General features: G+C 65.2%; 15 protein-coding genes. 4 read left to right on the top strand and 11 right to left on the bottom strand.

Annotated elements, in window-relative coordinates:
• Positions 1-25 precede the first annotated feature (25 nt).
• Entirely contained in the window at positions 26-739 is a 714-nt protein-coding gene (gene mtgA, locus EH199_RS04225; protein ID WP_124808013.1) for a monofunctional biosynthetic peptidoglycan transglycosylase, read from the top strand.
• 266 nt (positions 740-1,005) lie between these two features.
• On the opposite strand, the gene EH199_RS04220 is transcribed toward mtgA, so the two are convergent.
• The 4 genes from EH199_RS04220 to EH199_RS04205 form a co-directional block, all read right to left on the bottom strand.
• Positions 1,006-2,154 carry a PPC domain-containing protein gene (locus EH199_RS04220; RefSeq protein ID WP_190287112.1) on the bottom strand — a complete coding sequence of 383 codons (1,149 nt, stop codon included), beginning with the start codon at positions 2,152-2,154 and terminating at the stop codon, positions 1,006-1,008.
• Positions 2,155-2,354: 200 nt separating this feature from the next.
• Positions 2,355-3,983, bottom strand: a complete 1,629-nt coding sequence (locus EH199_RS04215) for a TonB-dependent receptor domain-containing protein (RefSeq protein WP_255420439.1) — start codon at positions 3,981-3,983, stop codon at positions 2,355-2,357.
• A complete protein-coding gene (locus tag EH199_RS04210; protein WP_190287110.1) occupies positions 3,980-5,704 on the bottom strand; it encodes a TonB-dependent receptor in 1,725 nt (574 codons plus the stop codon). The genes EH199_RS04215 and EH199_RS04210 overlap by 4 nt, the downstream gene beginning before the upstream one ends.
• A 352-nt stretch (positions 5,705-6,056) precedes the next feature.
• Positions 6,057-6,800: a metallophosphoesterase family protein gene (locus tag EH199_RS04205; protein WP_370449659.1), complete on the bottom strand. Its 744-nt coding sequence runs from the start codon at positions 6,798-6,800 to the stop codon at positions 6,057-6,059.
• A 299-nt stretch (positions 6,801-7,099) separates the two neighbouring features.
• On the opposite strand from EH199_RS04205, the gene EH199_RS04200 reads away from it, so the two are divergent.
• Complete coding sequence (locus EH199_RS04200) at positions 7,100-7,897, top strand: TorF family putative porin (protein ID WP_124808008.1); 798 nt, start codon at positions 7,100-7,102, stop codon at positions 7,895-7,897.
• 154 nt (positions 7,898-8,051) lie between these two features.
• Positions 8,052-8,486 (top strand): VOC family protein, encoded by a 435-nt coding sequence (locus EH199_RS04195; RefSeq protein ID WP_124808007.1) that lies wholly within the window; start codon positions 8,052-8,054, stop codon positions 8,484-8,486.
• A 90-nt stretch (positions 8,487-8,576) separates the two neighbouring features.
• Here the strand turns inward: EH199_RS04195 and EH199_RS04190 are convergent, their stop codons facing one another.
• The 6 genes from EH199_RS04190 to EH199_RS04165 all read right to left on the bottom strand — a co-directional run bounded on the left by EH199_RS04190 (position 8,577) and on the right by EH199_RS04165 (position 15,265).
• Positions 8,577-8,831: an ATP synthase F1 subunit epsilon gene (locus EH199_RS04190; protein WP_124808006.1), complete on the bottom strand. Its 255-nt coding sequence runs from the start codon at positions 8,829-8,831 to the stop codon at positions 8,577-8,579.
• Positions 8,832-8,940: 109 nt separating this feature from the next.
• Positions 8,941-10,389, bottom strand: coding sequence for a F0F1 ATP synthase subunit beta (gene atpD, locus EH199_RS04185; RefSeq protein ID WP_124808005.1), 1,449 nt, complete (start codon positions 10,387-10,389; stop codon positions 8,941-8,943).
• Between the two features lie 29 nt (positions 10,390-10,418).
• Positions 10,419-11,291, bottom strand: coding sequence for a F0F1 ATP synthase subunit gamma (locus EH199_RS04180; RefSeq protein ID WP_124808004.1), 873 nt, complete (start codon positions 11,289-11,291; stop codon positions 10,419-10,421).
• A 101-nt stretch (positions 11,292-11,392) separates the two neighbouring features.
• A complete protein-coding gene (gene atpA, locus EH199_RS04175; protein WP_124808003.1) occupies positions 11,393-12,922 on the bottom strand; it encodes a F0F1 ATP synthase subunit alpha in 1,530 nt (509 codons plus the stop codon).
• A 31-nt stretch (positions 12,923-12,953) separates the two neighbouring features.
• On the bottom strand, positions 12,954-13,508 hold the full coding sequence (locus EH199_RS04170) for a F0F1 ATP synthase subunit delta (RefSeq protein ID WP_124808002.1): 555 nt from the start codon (positions 13,506-13,508) through the stop codon (positions 12,954-12,956).
• Positions 13,509-13,702: 194 nt separating this feature from the next.
• Entirely contained in the window at positions 13,703-15,265 is a 1,563-nt protein-coding gene (locus EH199_RS04165; RefSeq protein ID WP_223806462.1) for a S1C family serine protease, read from the bottom strand.
• Positions 15,266-15,345: 80 nt separating this feature from the next.
• On the opposite strand from EH199_RS04165, the gene EH199_RS04160 reads away from it, so the two are divergent.
• Entirely contained in the window at positions 15,346-16,422 is a 1,077-nt protein-coding gene (locus tag EH199_RS04160) for a bifunctional transcriptional activator/DNA repair enzyme AdaA (protein WP_124808000.1), read from the top strand.
• A 57-nt stretch (positions 16,423-16,479) separates the two neighbouring features.
• Here the strand turns inward: EH199_RS04160 and EH199_RS04155 are convergent, their stop codons facing one another.
• The gene (locus EH199_RS04155) at positions 16,480-18,012 is read right to left on the bottom strand and encodes a hypothetical protein (RefSeq protein WP_124807999.1); all 1,533 of its coding nucleotides are present in this window, start codon (positions 18,010-18,012) and stop codon (positions 16,480-16,482) included.
• Positions 18,013-18,086 lie beyond the last annotated feature (74 nt).

The following is an 18,086-nucleotide window of genomic DNA, read 5'->3' as shown; positions in this document are numbered from 1 at the left end:
GCGTGGCGTCCGGTAAGCAATGGGCATGTTCGAGAGCCTGAAGCCCTCCCGCCCGACCCGCAACCATGGCTTCGCCTATCGCGCCGGCTGGTGGATAGGCCGCGCGATCGTGGCCTTTCTGGTGCTCAGCGTGGGCCTGACGGTGCTGTACAAGTTCGTGCCCGTGCCCGTAACGGCGACCATGCTGATGGACCCCAACGGTTTCACCAAAGACTGGACCTCGCTGGACGCCATCGATCGCAACATGGTCGATGCGGCGATCGCCGGCGAGGACGCCAAGTTCTGCCTCCATTCCGGCTTCGATGAGGACGCGATCCTCACCGCCTGGCGCCGCAACCAGCAGGGCGGGCGCATTCGCGGCGGCTCCACGATCAGCCAGCAGACGGCCAAGAACGTGTTCCTGTGGCAGGGCGGGGGCTATTTCCGCAAGGGGCTGGAAGCCTGGTTTACCGTGCTGATCGAGACGATCTGGGGCAAGCGGCGGATCATGGAGGTCTATCTCAACGTCGCCGAAACCGGGATCGGGACGTATGGCGTCGAAGCCGGCGCCCAGCGGTACTACAACAAGGGGGCGCGGCACCTTTCCCGCATCGAGGCTGCCCGCATTGCCGCCGCTTTCCCGCAACCCAAGGTGCGCGCGGTGACAGGGGCTACCGGCTTCACCCGCCGCCACGGCAACGCCATCGCCGCGCGCGTCAACACGGTTCGCGCCGATTACGACACCTGCGTCTATCGCTGAACGAAGTTGGCAGCGGGAGGAGGCTTGCCGGCGTCTCCCGAGGCATCAGGAGTTCTCCCCGGCCGGGATCGAGTCGGCCGCGAACCGCACCGCCGGCCTGTGCGATGTTGGTTCGACGTTGAGACGACGCGGACCAGTCGTTCCCACCCGCGGAAAGGAGGCCTGTCCAAAAATTCATGAAGCGGCGGGCAGGAGAATAAAGGTGGCGTCCGGATGGCGTCGGCTATGCAAGGCAGGCCGGGAAAATCCCCGGCCTGCCCGCGGTTTCAGTTTCCGGCTTCCTTGACGATCAGCGTGTAATCGCCGCCATCGTCGCCCACGCTGAACGCGCGGACCCGCACGAGCAACTGCCCGCTGGTGCGCGCGGTGATGTTCATCTTCTCGGTGCCCGAGGTGTTGTCGTCCACGGTGCGGCTGGCGGCAAAGCCCGCGCCGTCCTTGCCGTCTTCGGGCTCCAGCGGATCGGGCTGGCCCACTTCCAGCACGGCGTCATAGGGCGCGTTGAGTTCAAGGCGATAGGACCGCCCGGCCACGACCGGCAGGGTATAGAGCCGGGTATCATCGCTGCTGGCCAGCTTGCCCTGAACCGGAGCGCCGGCACGGAGCGCGGCGGGCGGCGGAGGCGGGGGCGGGGCCTGCGTCGGCTGGACCACCACGGTCGCGTCGTTGGTTTCGTCGGACAGCGATTCCAGCTGGATGTAATAGGTGCCCGTGGCCGGCAGCTTTCGCTGGATCTTGGGGTTCAGCCCGTCGCTGTCGTCGTTGTCGGCAATCACTTCATAGCCGCCGCCGGCAACAGGCGCGGCCAGGTGCAGCACGGTATCGCTTTCCGAGGTCGCGGTGATCTTGACCCACTGGCCCGCCTTGCCGGCGAACGACCAGACGCGCGGGGTGCCCTTGCTGATTTTCACGAAATCGCTGCCGCCGATCTCCAGCGGTGTGGCCGGGCGGGGCTGGGCGGAAACAGCGCGCGGGCGCAGCAGGATTTCGCGGGCCACGTCGGCGGCGTCGGTGGCGATCACGTAGCGTCCGGCCTTGGGGGCGGACAGGCGCAGCGTCAGCGTGCCATCGTCCGCGCGCGCCAGGCTGCCGCCGCTGGCGAAGACTTCGCTGGGCAACGGTGCGACGATCCTGCCGGTCGCGTCGCAGGCGGAAAGACCGGTAGCGGGTGTCTTGCTGTCGTGTTCGTCACCGTCGTCGGAACCGGCCGCAGCAACCGGCGCCAGCTCGATCTGGAGGCCTTCGCCGGCCGCGAGATCGACGGCGAAGCGCGGGGCGGAGCCTGCGGGCACCTGCTCAAGCTTGCCCACGGGCAAGGCTCGGGCGCCGTCGGCGGAACAGGCCGCCAGAGCCGGATCGGCAAGCGCGATCGTGGCGAGGGCGAACGAGGCGGAAAGAAGCAGTCTGGTCTTCATTTCGAGAAACGGTCCCATGCGCCGGGTCCGAGATGGAAACCGGCGGCGATGTCATGCCATGAAGCGCGCGCCGATGCAGTGGGGAATCGCACACCGATCCGCACACTATTCCGTTTCGGAGATGTCTGTTTCGCCAACGAAAAACGCGGGAGGAAGCCATGCTTCCCCCCGCGCTTTGCGTGTGCCGTTCTGCGCTGCGATCAGAAGCTGATGCGCGCGCCGATGCGGATGGTGTAGAGCGAGGAGCCGTTGGTGGTCACCAGTTCGTCGGCCAGAATGGTGTCCGGGTTGGGCTGCTCGTACTTGTACTGGGCGCAGGCGTTGCCGCCGTTCGCGACGCAGCTCACCTTCGCCACGACCTTGCGATAGGGGAAGCTGGAACGCAGCTGCTGGCCCCACGAGCTCTTCAGCAGGTTGGTGAAGTTCTCGATGTCTCCGAATACGGAGAAACGCGCGCCGAGCGGCAGCGGCACTTCCTGTTCCAGATGCAGGTCGATGCGAGTGAACGCCTTCGAACGGAAGGCATTGCGCGGCGCAACCTGGCCACGATAGGCGGCAAGGCCAGAACCGTTGATGATCGCGTCGATCCGGTTGGCCGTCGTGGCGCTGTCATACACCACCTTCGGATCGCTCAGGCTGGTCGGGACGTAGAACAGGTACCGGGTGTTGGTGCCTGCCGTACCGAACACGCCAGAACGACCGCCCGAAAGATCCTGCATCGCGTAGCTGTACGGGCTACCCGCACGGGTCGTGCCGAACAGGTCGAGCCGGGTCTTGTAGTCGCCGAAGAAGGCATGTTCGTACGACAGGTTGTACCGGAACGCCCAGCGCACTTCGTCGTTCGCGTGACCCGGCGAAATCGAGTTCGGGTCATAGTACGTCGAGTTGCCGTAGTTCGACGAAGCAATCGACGAGGTCAGCGCACCGGCATCACGCACGTCCTGCCGGGTATAGGCACCGCCGATGGTCAGGCCGAAGTCCCAGGTCTTGTCGAAGCGAACCACACCGATCCAGCTGCGGCCATAGTCGGTGTTGGTCAGCAGCAGGTCCTGCCCCGTGTCACCGGAGTTCGGAACGGCGAGGCCGTTCTGGTAGCGCTGGCGGCCATCGGGCGTCAGCGAACCGGTAAGCACCTTCGAACGCAGGTCGACGATGGTCACCTGGCTGCGGACCTTCGAGTAGAGCAGGTCGGCCCCGAAGTGCCAGCCATCGCCGAGCGGGCCGAGATCGGCGGTGTAATCCGCCGACAGCGTCGCACGCCACTGGTTGGGCATCTTCAGGTTGGGATCGATCGCGTTGATCGTGGTCGTGGCATTGGGGTTCGACGTAAGCGAGCCAGCCGCAGCCTGGACCGCCGCATTCGCCGCGGTGGGGATCACCGTGAACGACGGCGCGTTCAGGATCTGCGAAGCGGTCGCCGCATTGGCACCGGCAGCGGTGCCGTTAAGCTGATACACGCCGCCGTCGGTAACGCGCGCCGTGATCGAGGTATTGATAACGCCGGTGTTCGAGAACGAGTTGCCGATATAGACGTCCGGCGATCCGCCACCGAAGATACCGCCGCCGCCGCGAACGGTCAGGCGCGGCGTGGGCGTGAAAGTGAAGCCAACGCGCGGCTGCAACAGGCCCATGCCTTCGATGGAATAGGTGTTGGGGAAGCCATAGCGCGTGAGGAAGTTCGGGTTGAGCTGCGGGTGCGACGAGGTGCCGTACACGTCATAGCGCAGACCTGCCGTCACGCTCAGCATCTTGTTGACACGCCAATCGTCCTGCAGGCCGAAAGTGTAGGTGTCGTAGGAGAAGTTCGCCGCGGCGTCGTTCGGATTCAGCGTACCGCATTGTTGTAACTGAACGATTGCGCGTTGCCGTTCCGGAAATCCGCAATGCTGTCGAAGTAATAGGAGCCGGCCGATGGATTGACGAACAGGTTGAACGTCTTGGTATGGTTCCATTCGCCCAGCAGGCGGAAGTTGTGATCGCCTGCGCGCAGCTTGGCGGAAATCGACCCACCCCAGGTGCGCACCTGAAGGACGTTAGACTGGCTGGGACCACCCGAACCGATAATGTACTGCGGCGTACCGCTGGGGCAGCTCAGGCTCGCATTCGTCGTCGTCGCGCCACCGGTGCGGTTGGGCGTGTTCGGATCGGCGCAGATCGCGAACTGCGCGGTGCGGCCCATCAGCGGGAACTGGCCGCTGTCATAGGCCTTGTAGAGCGCGCGGAATTCGGTCGAGAACTTTTCCGACCAGTCGGCGTTCCAGTTCAGGATGCCGGCGCGCAGCTTGTTGGGCTTGGTATAGGCGTTGGACGAGAGGCCCAGGTTGGTATTGCCGGTCGTGGTGTTCACGATCAGCGAATCCTTGGTGTACAGGCCGGTCAGCGAAACGCGCTGCGTTTCCGAAAGGTTGGCGTCGAGACGGCCGACGATGCGATCGTCCTTGTCGCCGTCGGTCTTCAGGATGCCACCCGGATCGAAGCTGTACTTGGTCTTCGCGATGCTCTGGATCAGGGCAAGGTCGGCATTGGTCGCGCCGGTGACGGGCGTGCCGGAATTGTCCTCGACGGTACCGGGCTGCACAGGGCGTGCCGCGCGAACGCGCTCGGCCGAAACCATGAAGAACAGCTTGTCCTTGATGATCGGGCCGGAAAGCGTGGCGCCGAAGTCCTTGCTTTCGAACGAGGGCAGCGGGATCCGGCCATCGGGGCGCGTGATATAGGGCGCGGTCTTCTTGCCGGTCAGCGCGTCGGAGCTGTAGGTGAAGAATGCGGTGCCATGCCAATCGTTGGTGCCAGATTTCAGGATCGCGTTGCTGACGCCGCCCTGGAAGAAGCCTTCGCGAATGTCATAGGGCGCGACCTTGGTTTCGAACTGGCCGATCGAATCCAGCGGCACCGGACCGCGGCGGGAAGGCAGAGCGTCGGGGTTCAGGCCGAAGCTGTCGGTGATCGGCACGCCGTCGATGGTGAAGCGGTTGAAGCGCGGGTTCTGGCCGGCGAAGGATACCTGGCGACCGTTGGTCGAACTGGTGTCGAGCGTGGCGAAGGGGTTGCGCGCGGCAAGGTCGCGGATGTCGCGGTTGACCGAAGCCACCTTCGAAATCTGTTCCGAGGTCAGCACGGTCACCGGGCCGGCGGAGAGATTGCCGGCGCCCTTGATGCGGGTCGCGGTCACGATGATCGGGGCGCCCTGGTCTGCGCCGGTTTCGGCGGCGGACAGTTCGATGGGCAGCGAGAAGGTCTGGCCGACGACGGTGTAGACATCGGTCACGGTCGCGCCGGGGTGGCCGGGGGCGGTGACCTTGACGGAGTAGGGGCCGCCAGGACGAAGGCTGTTGGCGGTGAACACGCCGCTACCGTCGGTGGTGGCGCTGGTGATCGTTCCGGTGGGCAGGTGCTCGATGGTGATCGTCGCGCCGGCAATAGCGGTCCCGGCGTCAGTAACCGAGCCGCGCATCGAGGCGGAGGTTTCCTGCGCATAAGCGGGCGTGGCGATGGCGGTCGCCAGCGAAAGGCCAGCCACGCTGGCGGCAAGGAAGAATCTGAACTGCATGTCGAACCCCGTTTTGGACCGGAAAACCAGCCTTTGAGCGTCCATCGCCCGACGTTTTCCGCATCCTTCGCGGATGCGGAATCACCCCTCGGAGCAATGGGCGGGCAACTCTTAGCGGCCCTGCCGGAAGACTCGAACAGGTTGCAGATGACACCGATATTGCAATGTTTAGACATTGTGACGACATGTGCCGACGCACGCGGAAAAAATGTGCGATCTTTGGCGAAGAGAAGACGCAAAAGGTCCTCCCTGCGGTCACTTTGCGTAATATTATTGCATATGTTGCCATACTGCAACGCAGCAGGAATTTTCGATGCAGAGTGGCCTCGCCAATGGAGCGGCGGTCCCCTGGTCAGGAAATTCCGGTCGGGTCGTTGTCCGACACCGTTACCAGCCACTGTCGCGTGCCTTCGAGGCCGATGGCTGTGAGACGGCCGGATTGAAAGGCGCCGGTATCCAGCCCGATGCGGTTGGATTTGAATTCCGGCTCGTCCACGATCGTGTGCCCGTGCACCACCATGAATTCGCGGACCGACCGGTCCTGGAGAAATTCACCACGGATCCAGCGCAGGTCCGATCCGGTCTGCTCGGCGATCGGCACGCCCGGGCGGATCCCGGCGTGGACGAAGAGGTAGTCGCCGATGTGGACGCGTTCTTCCATCGCCTGCAGGAAGGCGATGTCTGCGGCCGGCACGCATGTCGCCATGGCCTTGCGCAGATCCGCCATGGCAGCATGGTCGCCCGCGTCCGGATCTATCTGATAGCTGGCAAGGGTTTCACGGCCGCCGTATCGCAGGAAATGGCGCAGCGTTTTGTCGTCGTCAAAGCTGCCGAGGAACATCTCCTCGTGGTTGCCCTGGACAAGGCGGACCCGGCGTTGCCGGCCCCATGTCCGCGCCGCGTCGATCACGCCGGCACTGTCGGGGCCGCGATCGACCAGATCGCCCAGCAGGATCACCGTGGTTTCGGCGGGATCGCGTGCCGCATCGTCGGCGTCGATCCGCTCGATCATCGCCCGGAACAGGTCGAGCCGCCCGTGAATGTCGCCAATCGCATAGAGGCGCTGGCCTGCGGGGACGGCCGCCCAGGATGTCACGGGGGCCGCATTCGTCGCGGGGCTCCTGAACAGGGAACGAAGCGTGCTGATCATGACTTTCCCGGATTCCAGCAACGAATATGCGCAGTGCCGCGATGCGAAACAAGCGGATTGCGCTTGATGATGCAGAAAAGACACATTCATTTACAATCGGGCAACATCAGGCAATTTTCATCTTGTGCATTGCAGCACGGAAATGCACTTCTCGGCCGGCAAGCCCAAAGCCGGTCCAGATATACGAGACCGGCGGGGCTCCGCAGGCGGGACGACGCGTCAAGAACAAGCAAAAGGAAATGCTCATGCGTACGTCCATCAAGGCCCTTCTGGCCTCGACTCTTCTCGTCTCGACGCTGGCCGCTGCTTCGCCCGCTCTGGCGGACGAGACCGCACCGCCGAGCGATTTCAAGATCACCGGCAGCGCCGCCGTGGTCAGCCAGTACCGGTTCCGCGGCATCTCGCAGTCGAACAACCGCCCGGCGGTTCAGGGTGCGATCACCGTGGCCCACAGCTCGGGCTTCTACGTTTCGACCTGGGGATCGAGCGCCTCGGCCGGCAACAGCACGGTCAACATCGGCGGCACCGAAATCGACGTTTACGGCGGCTACACCCACGGTCTGGGCAGCAGCGGCGTGACGATCGACGCGGGTCTCTATGGCTATATCTATCCGGGTGCGCCGGGCCTCAACTACTACGAAATCTACGGCTCGCTCGCCAAGACGGTCGGCCCGGTCAATGCCAAGGCGGGCGTGTTCTTCGCTCCGAAGCAGACCGTGCTCGATGCGACGCCGACGCACCACAGCACCTATGTCTATGGTGAACTCAGCGGCGGCATTCCGGGCACGCCGATCACGCTGCATTCGCACCTGGGCCACACCGGCGGCGGCTTCAACTACACGAAGCAGTACATCGACTACAACGTGGGTGCCAGCCTCACCTGGAAGAACCTGACGTTCGACGCTTCGGTCGTCGGCACCAACGTCAGCAAGTCGGATGCGGCGGCGGCGCCGTTCGCCGACCAGACCGGCACGGCTTCGCCCTTCGAAACCTATCGCGCGGCCAAGGCCGTGGGCGTGTTTTCGGTAACCGCCAGCTTCTGACCTTCCGGCCGAAAGGCAGGATGACGCGGGGGCCAGCGCCGGAAATCGGCGCTGGCCTTTCGTTTGGGAAAACCTTTCCGCGCACCGCCCTTGGGTTTGGCGGGGAAGGGCACTACCTTGGGCGCGGACGTCCTCCAGACAGAGCGAGTGCCGCGTGACCAAGTATCTGCATACCATGATCCGGGTGACCGACCCGGAGGCCACCATCCGCTTCTTCGAGCTTATCGGCGTGCACGAAGTGCGCCGGATGGAAAGCGAGAAGGGCCGCTTCACCCTGATCTTCCTGGCCGCGCCCGGCGGGGAAGGCGTGGCCGAAGTGGAACTGACCTACAACTGGCCGCCCGAGGACGGCGAAGGCGAAACCTATTCCGGAGGCCGCAATTTCGGCCATCTCGCCTATCGCGTCGAGAACATCTACGAAACCTGCCAGAAGCTGGCCGATGCCGGCCACATCATCCACCGCCCCCCGCGGGACGGGCACATGGCCTTCGTGAAGACGCCCGATGGCATCTCGGTGGAACTGCTGCAGGACGGGCATCTCGAACCGGCCGAGCCGTGGGCCAGCATGCCCAACACCGGCAGCTGGTAAGGCTGACCCAACCGGGAAAACGGAAAGGGCCGCTCCCCGAAAGAGGAGCGGCCCTTTTCATGGGTCCGAGCCCGGCAAGCGAGAGAGGCGTCAGCCCTCGACGTGCTCCGCCAGCACGGTCAGCCCCTTGGCGCTGACTTCGGCGAAGCCACCCTGGACCTGGATTTCCTCCGGCGCGGCGCCCTGGCTCTTGAAGAGCTTGATCGTGCCGTCCTTGACCGTGGACATGAACGGCGCGTGGCCTTCCAGCACGCCGAATTCCCCGTCCGTGCCGGGAACGACGACCATGTAGACCTCGTCCGAACGGACGAGGCGGGCCGGGGTGACGAGTTCGAAGTGCAGCATCTTGAACCTCTTCTCCCCTCCCGCTTGCGGGAGGGGCCGGGGGTGGGCAGGGGTGCGGCACTTGCCCACCCCAAACCCCTCCCGCAGGCGGGAGGGGCTTACCGGAGCATCAGGCCTCTTCGGCCAGCTTCTTGGCCTTGGCGACCGCTTCGTCGATGCCGCCGACCATGTAGAACGCGGCTTCGGGCAGGTGGTCGTATTCGCCGTCCACGACAGCCTTGAACGAACGCACGGTGTCTTCGACCTGCACGAACTTGCCGCTGATGCCGGTGAACACTTCGGCGACGTGGAACGGCTGGCTGAGGAAGCGCTGGATCTTGCGGGCGCGGGCGACGGTGAGCTTATCCTCTTCCGAAAGCTCGTCCATGCCCAGGATCGCGATGATGTCCTGCAGCGACTTGTACTTCTGCAGCGTTTCCTGAACGCGGCGGGCGGTGTCGTAGTGCTCCTGGCCGACGACGGCGGGCGTCAGCACGCGCGAGGTCGAGTCGAGCGGGTCGACCGCCGGGTAGATGCCGAGTTCCGAGATCGCGCGGTTCAGCGTGGTCGTCGCGTCAAGGTGCGCGAACGAGGCGGCCGGCGCCGGGTCGGTAAGGTCGTCCGCGGGAACGTAGATGGCCTGGACCGAAGTGATCGAGCCCTTGGTGGTCGAGGTGATGCGTTCCTGCAGCTGGCCCATGTCCGTGGCAAGCGTCGGCTGGTAGCCCACGGCCGAAGGAATACGGCCGAGCAGCGCCGACACTTCCGAACCCGCCTGGGTGAAGCGGAAGATGTTGTCGACGAAGAACAGCACGTCCTGGCCTTCCTGGTCGCGGAAGTATTCGGCCATGGTCAGGCCCGAAAGCGCGACGCGGGCGCGGGCGCCCGGGGGCTCGTTCATCTGACCGAACACGAGGGCGACCTTCGAGCCGTCCGGCGTCGGGTTGCCGTCGGCGTCCTTGGCGATAACGCCGGCGTCGAGGAACTCGTGGTAGAGGTCGTTGCCTTCACGGGTGCGTTCGCCCACGCCCGCGAACACCGAGACGCCGCCGTGGCCCTTGGCGATGTTGTTGATCAGTTCCTGGATCAGCACGGTCTTGCCCACGCCGGCGCCGCCGAACAGGCCGATCTTGCCGCCGCGCGCATAGGGGGCGAGCAGGTCGATCACCTTGATGCCGGTGACGAGGATCGCGGCTTCGGTCGACTGGTCGATGAATTCCGGAGCCTTGGCGTGGATCGGGGCGGTCTGGTCCGCGCCCACGGGGCCGCGTTCGTCGATCGGTTCGCCGATCACGTTCATGATGCGGCCCAGCGTCTTGGGGCCGACCGGCACCGAGATCTGCGCACCGGTGTTGCTCACCGGCTGGCCGCGGGTCAGACCGTCGGTCGAGTCCATCGCGATGGTGCGGACGGTGTTTTCGCCCAGGTGCTGCGCCACTTCGAGAACGAGGCGGTTGCCGTTGTTGTCGGTTTCGAGCGCGGAGAGGATCGCCGGCAGCTCGCCATCGAAGCTCACGTCGACGACGGCGCCGATGACCTGGCTGATCTTGCCGGTGGAGGTCGCTACTGCGGTGGCCATGGTTCTTTCCTTGCCTTCTGTCCCGATCGTCAGAGCGCTTCCGCGCCCGCGATGATTTCGATGAGTTCGGTGGTGATCGCGGCCTGGCGGCTGCGGTTGTACTGAATGGTCAACTTGTTGATCAGCTCGCCGGCGTTACGCGTGGCGTTGTCCATCGCGGTCATCGACGCGCCCTGTTCGGACGCTTCGCGTTCCAGCAGCGCGCCGAACACCTGCGTGGTGACGTAGCGCGGCAGCAGTTCCTCGAGGATTTCCTCCTCGCCCGGTTCGTACTCCACCACCGCATCAGCCGAGGCGGCGGCGGTGGGGGCGGGAACCGGGATGATCTGCGTGGTCACGGGGTCCTGCGCCAGCGCCGACTTGAACTTCGGCGCCACGAGGTGGGCGACGTCGAACTTGCCCGCTTCGAACATGGCGAGGATCTGGTGCGCGATCGCGCTGGCTTCGTCGAAGCCGGGCGTGCGCACCGTGCTGGTGTCGAAGTTCTCCGCGATAGCCTTGGGATAATCGCGGCGCAGCGGCGCGCGGCCCTTCTTGCCGACGAGGTAGAAGGTCACGGTCTTGCCGGCGGCGATCAGCGCGCGGGCCTGGGCCTTGGCTTCCTTGACGATGTTCGAATTGAGGCCGCCGCACAGGCCCTTGTCGGTGTTGACCACGACAAGCAGGTGGCGCTGGTCGGACCCGGTGCCGCGCATCAGCAGCGGCCCGTTGTCCTGCCCGGCGACCTTGGCGGCAAGGCTGCCCATGACTTCGGCCAGGCGGCTGGCATAGGGGCGCGCGGCCTCGGCCGCCGCCTGCGCCTTGCGCAGCTTGGCCGCCGCGACCATCTGCTTGGCCTTGGTGATCTTCTGGGTCGACTTGACCGAGTTGATCCGGCCTTTGAGTTCCTTCAGCGAAGCCACTCAATTTTCTCCAATTCGTCACCCCGGTGAACGCTGGGGTCCCTATCCACTAGGCCGTACCTGGCGGCACGAGATCCCGGCTTGCGCCGGGATGACGTGTGTTACGCGAACTGCTTGGCGAACGCGTCGAGCGCGGCGACCAGCTTGCCCTTGGCTTCGTCGCCCAGGTCCTTGGTGTCGCGGATCAGGCCGAGCAGGTCGGCATGGCTCGTGCGCAGGAAGCTGAGCAGCTCGGCTTCGTACTCGGTCACGCGGCTGGTCGGCACGGCATCGAGGTAGCCCTGCGTACCGGCGAAGATCACGCAGGTCTGTTCTTCGAAGCCCAGCGGCGAGAACTGCGGCTGCTTGAGCAGCTCGGTCAGGCGCGCGCCGCGGTTGAGCAGCTTCTGGGTCGAAGCATCGAGGTCCGAACCGAACTGCGCGAAGGCCGCCATTTCGCGGTACTGCGCGAGCTCCAGCTTGATCGAGCCGGCCACCTTCTTCATCGCCTTGGTCTGCGCCGACGAACCGACGCGCGACACCGAGAGACCGACGTTGATGGCCGGACGGATGCCCTGGTAGAACAGGCCGGTTTCCAGGAAGATCTGGCCGTCGGTGATCGAGATCACGTTGGTCGGGATGTAGGCCGAAACGTCGCCCGCCTGTGTTTCGATGATCGGCAGCGCGGTCAGCGAGCCAGCGCCGTTCTCGTCGTTCATCTTCGCGGCGCGCTCGAGCAGGCGGCTGTGAAGATAGAACACGTCGCCCGGATAGGCTTCGCGGCCCGGCGGGCGGCGGAGCAGCAGCGACATCTGGCGGTAGGCCACGGCCTGCTTGGAAAGGTCGTCGTACACGATCACCGCGTGCATGCCGTTGTCGCGGAAGAACTCGCCCATGGTCGCGCCGGTGTAGGGCGCGAGGTACTGCAGCGGCGCGGGTTCCGAAGCGGTGGCGGCGATGACGATGGAATATTCCATCGCGCCGTTCTCTTCGAGCTGGCGGACGATCTGGGCGACGGTCGAGCGCTTCTGGCCGACGGCGACGTAGATGCAGTAGAGCTTCTTGCCTTCGTCGGTGCCGGCGTTGACGGCCTTCTGGTTGATGAAGGTGTCGATCGCGACGGCGGTCTTGCCGGTCTGGCGGTCACCGATGATCAGTTCGCGCTGGCCACGGCCGACGGGAACGAGGGCGTCGATCGCCTTGAGGCCGGTCTGCACGGGTTCGTGCACCGACTTGCGGGGGATGATGCCCGGCGCCTTGACTTCCACGCGCTGGCGGCTGGCGGCCTCGATCGGGCCCTTGCCGTCGATCGGGTTGCCCAGCGCGTCGACAACGCGGCCCAGCAGGCCCTTGCCCACGGGCACGTCCACGATCGTGCCGGTGCGCTTGACGGTATCGCCTTCCTTGATCTCGGCGTCCGAGCCGAAGATCACGACGCCGACGTTATCGGCTTCGAGGTTGAGCGCCATGCCCTTCACGCCGTTGGTGAATTCCACCATTTCACCGGCCTGGACCTTGTCCAGCCCGTGAATGCGGGCGATGCCGTCACCCACGGACAGCACGGAGCCGACTTCCGAGACCTGGGCCTCGGTGCCGAAGCTGGCGATCTGGTCCTTGATGACCTTCGAGATTTCAGCGGCGCGGATTTCCATGTTCAGCCTTTCGTAGAACCTGTGGGGCTTTTCAGCCCTTCATCGCCTGGGCGAGAGAATTGAGACGGGTACGGATGGAGCTGTCGATCATCGTGCTGCCGATGCGCACGACAAGACCGCCCAGAATTTCGGGATCGACGCTGGCTTTCACCTTCACGTCGCGCCCTTCGCGTTCCTTGAGCTTGGCCGAAAGGTCGGCAAGCTGCGCGGCGTCGAGCGGGTGCGCCGTGGTCACTTCGGCCGTCACCTCGCCGCGCGCGGCGGCGGCGATCGCCGAGAAGGCGCGCACCACGTCGGGCAGGGCGGACAGGCGTCGGTTGCCGGCCAGCACGCCCAGGAAGTTCTTCGTCAGCGGCGCCAGATCCAGCAGGCTGGCGATTCCCTCGACGACCTTGCCGGCGGCTTCGCGGCTGACTTGCGGGTTGCGGATCAGCGCGGCCAGATCAGCCGATTCGCGGATCGCGGCAGACAGCTTTTCAAGATCGCCTTCCACGGTGGAAACGGCGTCCTGCTCGCGCGCCAGATCATAGAGCGCCGATGCGTAACGCCCTTGCAGACTGGCCGTAATGCCGCTGGAAACTTCCACGCGCTCAGGTCCCCCTTCATTCGGATAAGCCGATTGGGCCACGCACACGCTTTAACACGTGGTAGCCCGCAGACGGGGCGCGCCTAGCAACGTAACCGTCGTATTACAAGATGCGAGTTTCGCGCCTTCGACCTAGGTCGCGCAATCGTATTCGTTACGGATCGTATCGCGCCGGCCGGCTTTGAAACGGACTCTCAGGGCTGTGGCTGGCAGTTGTAGCGCATCCGCTCGTTCGGTTCGGCCGGAAGCAGCGCCTTGATCGCCTGCTGCGCCTCGCCAAAGCGGCGCGCGGCGTCGGTCGGGGCGCCGCACGCCGGGGCTACGATTTTCTTCCGTTCGGCACGCGCCTTGTTCATGTCATCAAGGCTCATCAGGAACCGCTCGACAATGTAGGTCCGCGTCGCCGGGTCGTAACGGTTGACCGAAATCGTCTCCTCACTGTCCGGAACGAGGATTCGCGTCCAGCCGTCCTGGGCCAGCCCATATTGCGCCCGGCCGTTGACGCAGCCGTCCGCGCTCCATGCCAGCGGCACGTCGGTGATGTCCGAAACGGTGACGCGGCTGCGCTGGGTGTCGATCACGCAGACCAGGTGCCCGGTGCCGTCGGTTGCCCCGCCCGATGGCGTGGCGCCGGGCGTCGGGCTGGCGGTGGCGAGGATGTCCTCCGCGCGCGTCTCGATCGATTCGAGCGAGGGGCGCACCAGCCAGGTCACGATCGCGGCCAGCAGCAGCACGCCCCCGGCGCCGCCCGCGATCCGGACGTTGCGTGCCTCGTCGCGCTGCGCGAACAGCAAGGCACTGCCGCCGGCCAGCAGCGCCGCCACCAGCAGCAAGGCCGCCAGCGCCATGCCGTTGTCGCGTTCCGAAAGAACCGCGATTTCCGCATCGCGACGCGCTTTTTCCAGAGCTTTCGCCTTGGTGGCGCTCTTCGCTTCGGCATCGGCGGCCTGGCGGGCCTGATCGCTGGCGGCGCGTTCGCTTTCGGCGCGGTCGAGGTCGGCGATCGAGGTGCAGGGGAGCCCGCTGACGTGGGCTTCCACCTTGGCCTGCCTGAGAAATGCGGCCAGTTCGCGCATCGAAATGGCGAAATAGAACGCCGAATCGGTACTGTTGTCGCTGACGGTGCCGAAACTGTTCACGCCCAGCACGCGCCCGCACGAATCGAACAGCGGTCCGCCCGAATTGCCCGCGCCGATGGGGGCTGTGTGCAACAGCGTGTCGAACGATTTGGACGTGCGCCCGGCCGAAACGTAACCGCGTGCTTTCACGGGGGCCTGCGGCGTCACCAGATCGGCCATCGACAGGCCCTGCGCCAGATCGACGTTGCCCGGATAGCCGACGGCATAGACTTCGGCGCTGTCCGCCGGAGCGCCCGAAAACAGGGTGACCGGCGAAAGCGCGGCCTTGCCGTCGATTCTCAGCAGCGCCAGATCGTTGCGGGGCGAATAGGCGACAAGGCGTGCCTGATAGCCGCTGCGCCCTTCGGCGGGCACCACACCCACGATCAGCGAATCGTCCTGGCGCAGCTGCTCGACGACATGCGCGTTGGTCACCACCAGATCGGGCGCGACGACAAAGCCGCTGCCGTGCGTGATGAGCTGGGCGTCGCTGCCATCGTTCTGGATGATGACCACGCGGACCACGCTCCGGCTCGCCGCCGCGATGTCGGCGGGATCGGCCAGCGCGGGCGCCGGAATGGCGATAAAAGCAAGGAGCAGAAGGGCGATGACGCGGGCGGTGCGGCGGATGCTCGGCATAGCCGAGCGTTCTCGCGCCGTTTTGCTTTGACCGCAAGTTTCGGGAAGCGGCTGCCATGCGATGGCGATAGAAGGGGGCCATGACATCGCCCGAAGCCCTGATCGACAGCACGCCTTACGGGGCCGCCGGAAGCGGCTCTGGCATCGATTTCGACTGGGCCTATGGTGCGTTCGAGCGGCGGGACCGCAGCCTGGACGGGCGGTTCGTTGGTGCGGTGCTGACTACCGGTATCTACTGCAAGCCGAGCTGCCCGGCGCGGCGTCCCCGGCGCGAGAACGTGGTGTTCTATCCCGATGGCCAGGCGGCGCGGGCAGCGGGCTTCCGGGCCTGCCGGCGCTGCCTGCCTGACGAGGTCGGCCGCGATCGCATCGCGGTCGAACGGGCGGTGGCGCTGTTGCAGGAGGAAAACGCGCCCAGGCTTGAGGAACTGGCGGCGCTGGTCGGCTATGCGCCGCACCATTTCCAGCGGCTGTTCAAGCGCGAAACCGGCCTTTCACCCGCCCGCTATGCGCGCGAAAGGCGGGCCGAACGGGCGCGGCGGGCGCTTGAGGCGACGGTCAACGTGACCGAAGCGATCTATGCGGCGGGCTATTCGGCGCCCAGCCGCTTTTACGCGGAAACCGGAAAGGAACTGGGGATGACGCCATCGGCCTGGCGCAACGGCGGCGCGAACGTCGAGATTCACTGGGACATCGCGGAGACGAGCCTTGCGCCCATGCTGCTGGCGGCAACCGCGCGGGGCATCTGCCGGCTTTCGTTCAACGAGGATGAGGCCGATTTGCGCGCCCGCTTTCCCCATGCCACGCTGGTGCGCGGCGGCGATCACGTAGCGGCCCTGCGCGAAGCGGCCATCGCCGCCTGCGACAATCCGGCGGAGATGCCGGACCTGCCGCTTGATGTGGATGGCACCGCGTTCCAGCAGGCGGTGTGGCGCGAACTGCGCCGCATTCCGCCAGGTGAAACCCGCAGCTATGCCGAAGTCGCCGCGGCCGTAGGCAAGCCCTCCGCCGTGCGCGCGGCCGGGTCTGCCAACGGCGCGAACAACGTCGCCGTGCTGATCCCGTGCCACCGGGTGATTCGTTCGGACGGCACGCTGGGGGGCTATGCCTATGGCCTCGACATCAAGCGCGCGCTGCTGGAACGCGAAAGCGCTTGATTCCTGGCAGGGAAGCAGCAGTCCGGGCCGGCAAGGAAGCGGATGACAGCCGCTATTTCAGTGCGCTGTGTTGACCGAGGCCTTGCCGTCCTTCTTCTCCTGATCCCGGTGCTTCTGCATTTCCCGCAACGATAGGAGCACGGAGATTCCCGCCTGGGCATTGTGCGGGTCGAAAGCGATGGGCCGGACCACCGCCAGCGCGTTGGTGAAATCGTCATGCCGGGCAAGATCAAAGGCATAGGCGACGCGGATATCCGTCACGTCGGGCGCAAGCTGGAATGCACGAGCCAGCGCGTCCCGAGCATTCTGCGGAGGTGCCTCGCGCCGCAACCCGAAATTCCTGTACCATTGATACAGCACGAGCGGATCGTTGGGATTGCCCGCGTTCGCCCGGCGCAACAGCGTGCCGACTTCCTTCCAGCGCGCGGGATCGTTATTGCCGATGAAGTGCAGATGTTCGGCCTGCGCCTCGGCCTTGTAGAGCAGAGCGCGAACATGCGCTGGATCGAGCGCGAGCACACGATCCAGTGCGTCGGCGGCGCGTTGCCGCAGAGCCGCCTTGGCACTGCTGTCCGAAGCTTCGCTCGCGGTAACGGTGGCGGCGCGGGCGAATTCGAACCAAGCCGACGCGGAAGTGGGGTTGGCCTGCGCGATCAGGGCCAGTGGTTCGACCGCCGAAGCGGCATCGTCGCCGGCCCGGCGCATCAGGCGATAGGGGATGAGCTGCGCTTCCACCGCGTCCAGTTGCTCGATGGCCGGTTCGGGGGCGTCCGAAGCGGGCATATCGAACCTGTAATAGGTCAGCCGTCCCGACCGGTACTTGTCGAGATCCTTGTCCAGCTGGGCCAGATCGCCAAACGCCTGCTGCGCGGCCTCGGGGAGCGCCGTTCCGGTGTTGAGCAGGTTCAGGTAGGCATCCATCTGGCCCTTACGATTCGTGCCGACCACCAGCATGTGGGTCAGCAGCCACGACCGACCATAGCGGAAGTCCAGCTGTTCAGCGTTGCCGCTGAACGACGATTCGCCCAGAATCGACGTGATCGGCACCGGTGTGCTCATGAACAGTCCGTAGGCGCGGTACTTCGGCGGGCGGCCGATTTCGTATCCGCCCTTGGCCGGAAACTCCACGGTCGCCAGCAGTTCGGCAAAGCCTTCGGTGAACCACGCGGGATAGGCACTGACGAAGTTATGCAGCATGAAATAGTGCGTGTATTCGTGGAAAAGCGTGGAGTCCCGGTCCAGATCCAGTTCGTTGCTGGCGCCTTCCCGGTTGGAGAGGATGATGCTGCCCTCGGTGTCCGGCTTGTAGAAACCCGCGGTGGTCTTGGAGCCTCCCATCAGCTTGGCGACGTTTTCCTGCGAGCGCAGGATGTATATGTCGATCGGCGGGGTATCGGGGTCGAATATCGCCTTGTAGCGATCGTTGAGAACCGTTTCGAACTTCTGCGCCTTTTGCGCGAGCATCCGCAGCGCCTTGGGATCGCCGTCGCTGTACATCACGAAATGCGCGGTACGGGCGCGATACCAGGCCGCCGCGTGCGAAGGCACTGTTCCCATCAGCAGCAGTCCGGCGGACGCCAAAACCGCCAACCTTGTGATCCAAATGCGCATTCGCCTTGTTTCCCCCGCCCAAGATCGCGGCAAGTTTCACAAGGTTTCAGCCG

Origin of the sequence: Novosphingobium sp. LASN5T, assembly GCF_003856955.1 — a bacterium.
GTDB lineage: Bacteria > Pseudomonadota > Alphaproteobacteria > Sphingomonadales > Sphingomonadaceae > Novosphingobium.
Note: the sequence above shows the minus strand (reverse complement) of the source record. Positions and strands in the feature narration are given on the sequence as shown.

Coding starts and splice junctions, on each gene's coding strand:
- atpD (WP_124808005.1), bottom strand. CDS start 10,389: ATGGCCACCGCAGTAGCGACCTCCACCGGCAAGATCAGCCAGGTCATC.
- EH199_RS04200 (WP_124808008.1), top strand. CDS start 7,100: ATGCGTACGTCCATCAAGGCCCTTCTGGCCTCGACTCTTCTCGTCTCG.
- mtgA (WP_124808013.1), top strand. CDS start 26: ATGTTCGAGAGCCTGAAGCCCTCCCGCCCGACCCGCAACCATGGCTTC.
- EH199_RS04220 (WP_190287112.1), bottom strand. CDS start 2,154: ATGAAGACCAGACTGCTTCTTTCCGCCTCGTTCGCCCTCGCCACGATC.
- EH199_RS04210 (WP_190287110.1), bottom strand. CDS start 5,704: ATGCAGTTCAGATTCTTCCTTGCCGCCAGCGTGGCTGGCCTTTCGCTG.
- EH199_RS04160 (WP_124808000.1), top strand. CDS start 15,346: ATGACATCGCCCGAAGCCCTGATCGACAGCACGCCTTACGGGGCCGCC.
- atpA (WP_124808003.1), bottom strand. CDS start 12,922: ATGGAAATCCGCGCCGCTGAAATCTCGAAGGTCATCAAGGACCAGATC.
- EH199_RS04190 (WP_124808006.1), bottom strand. CDS start 8,831: ATGCTGCACTTCGAACTCGTCACCCCGGCCCGCCTCGTCCGTTCGGAC.
- EH199_RS04165 (WP_223806462.1), bottom strand. CDS start 15,265: ATGCCGAGCATCCGCCGCACCGCCCGCGTCATCGCCCTTCTGCTCCTT.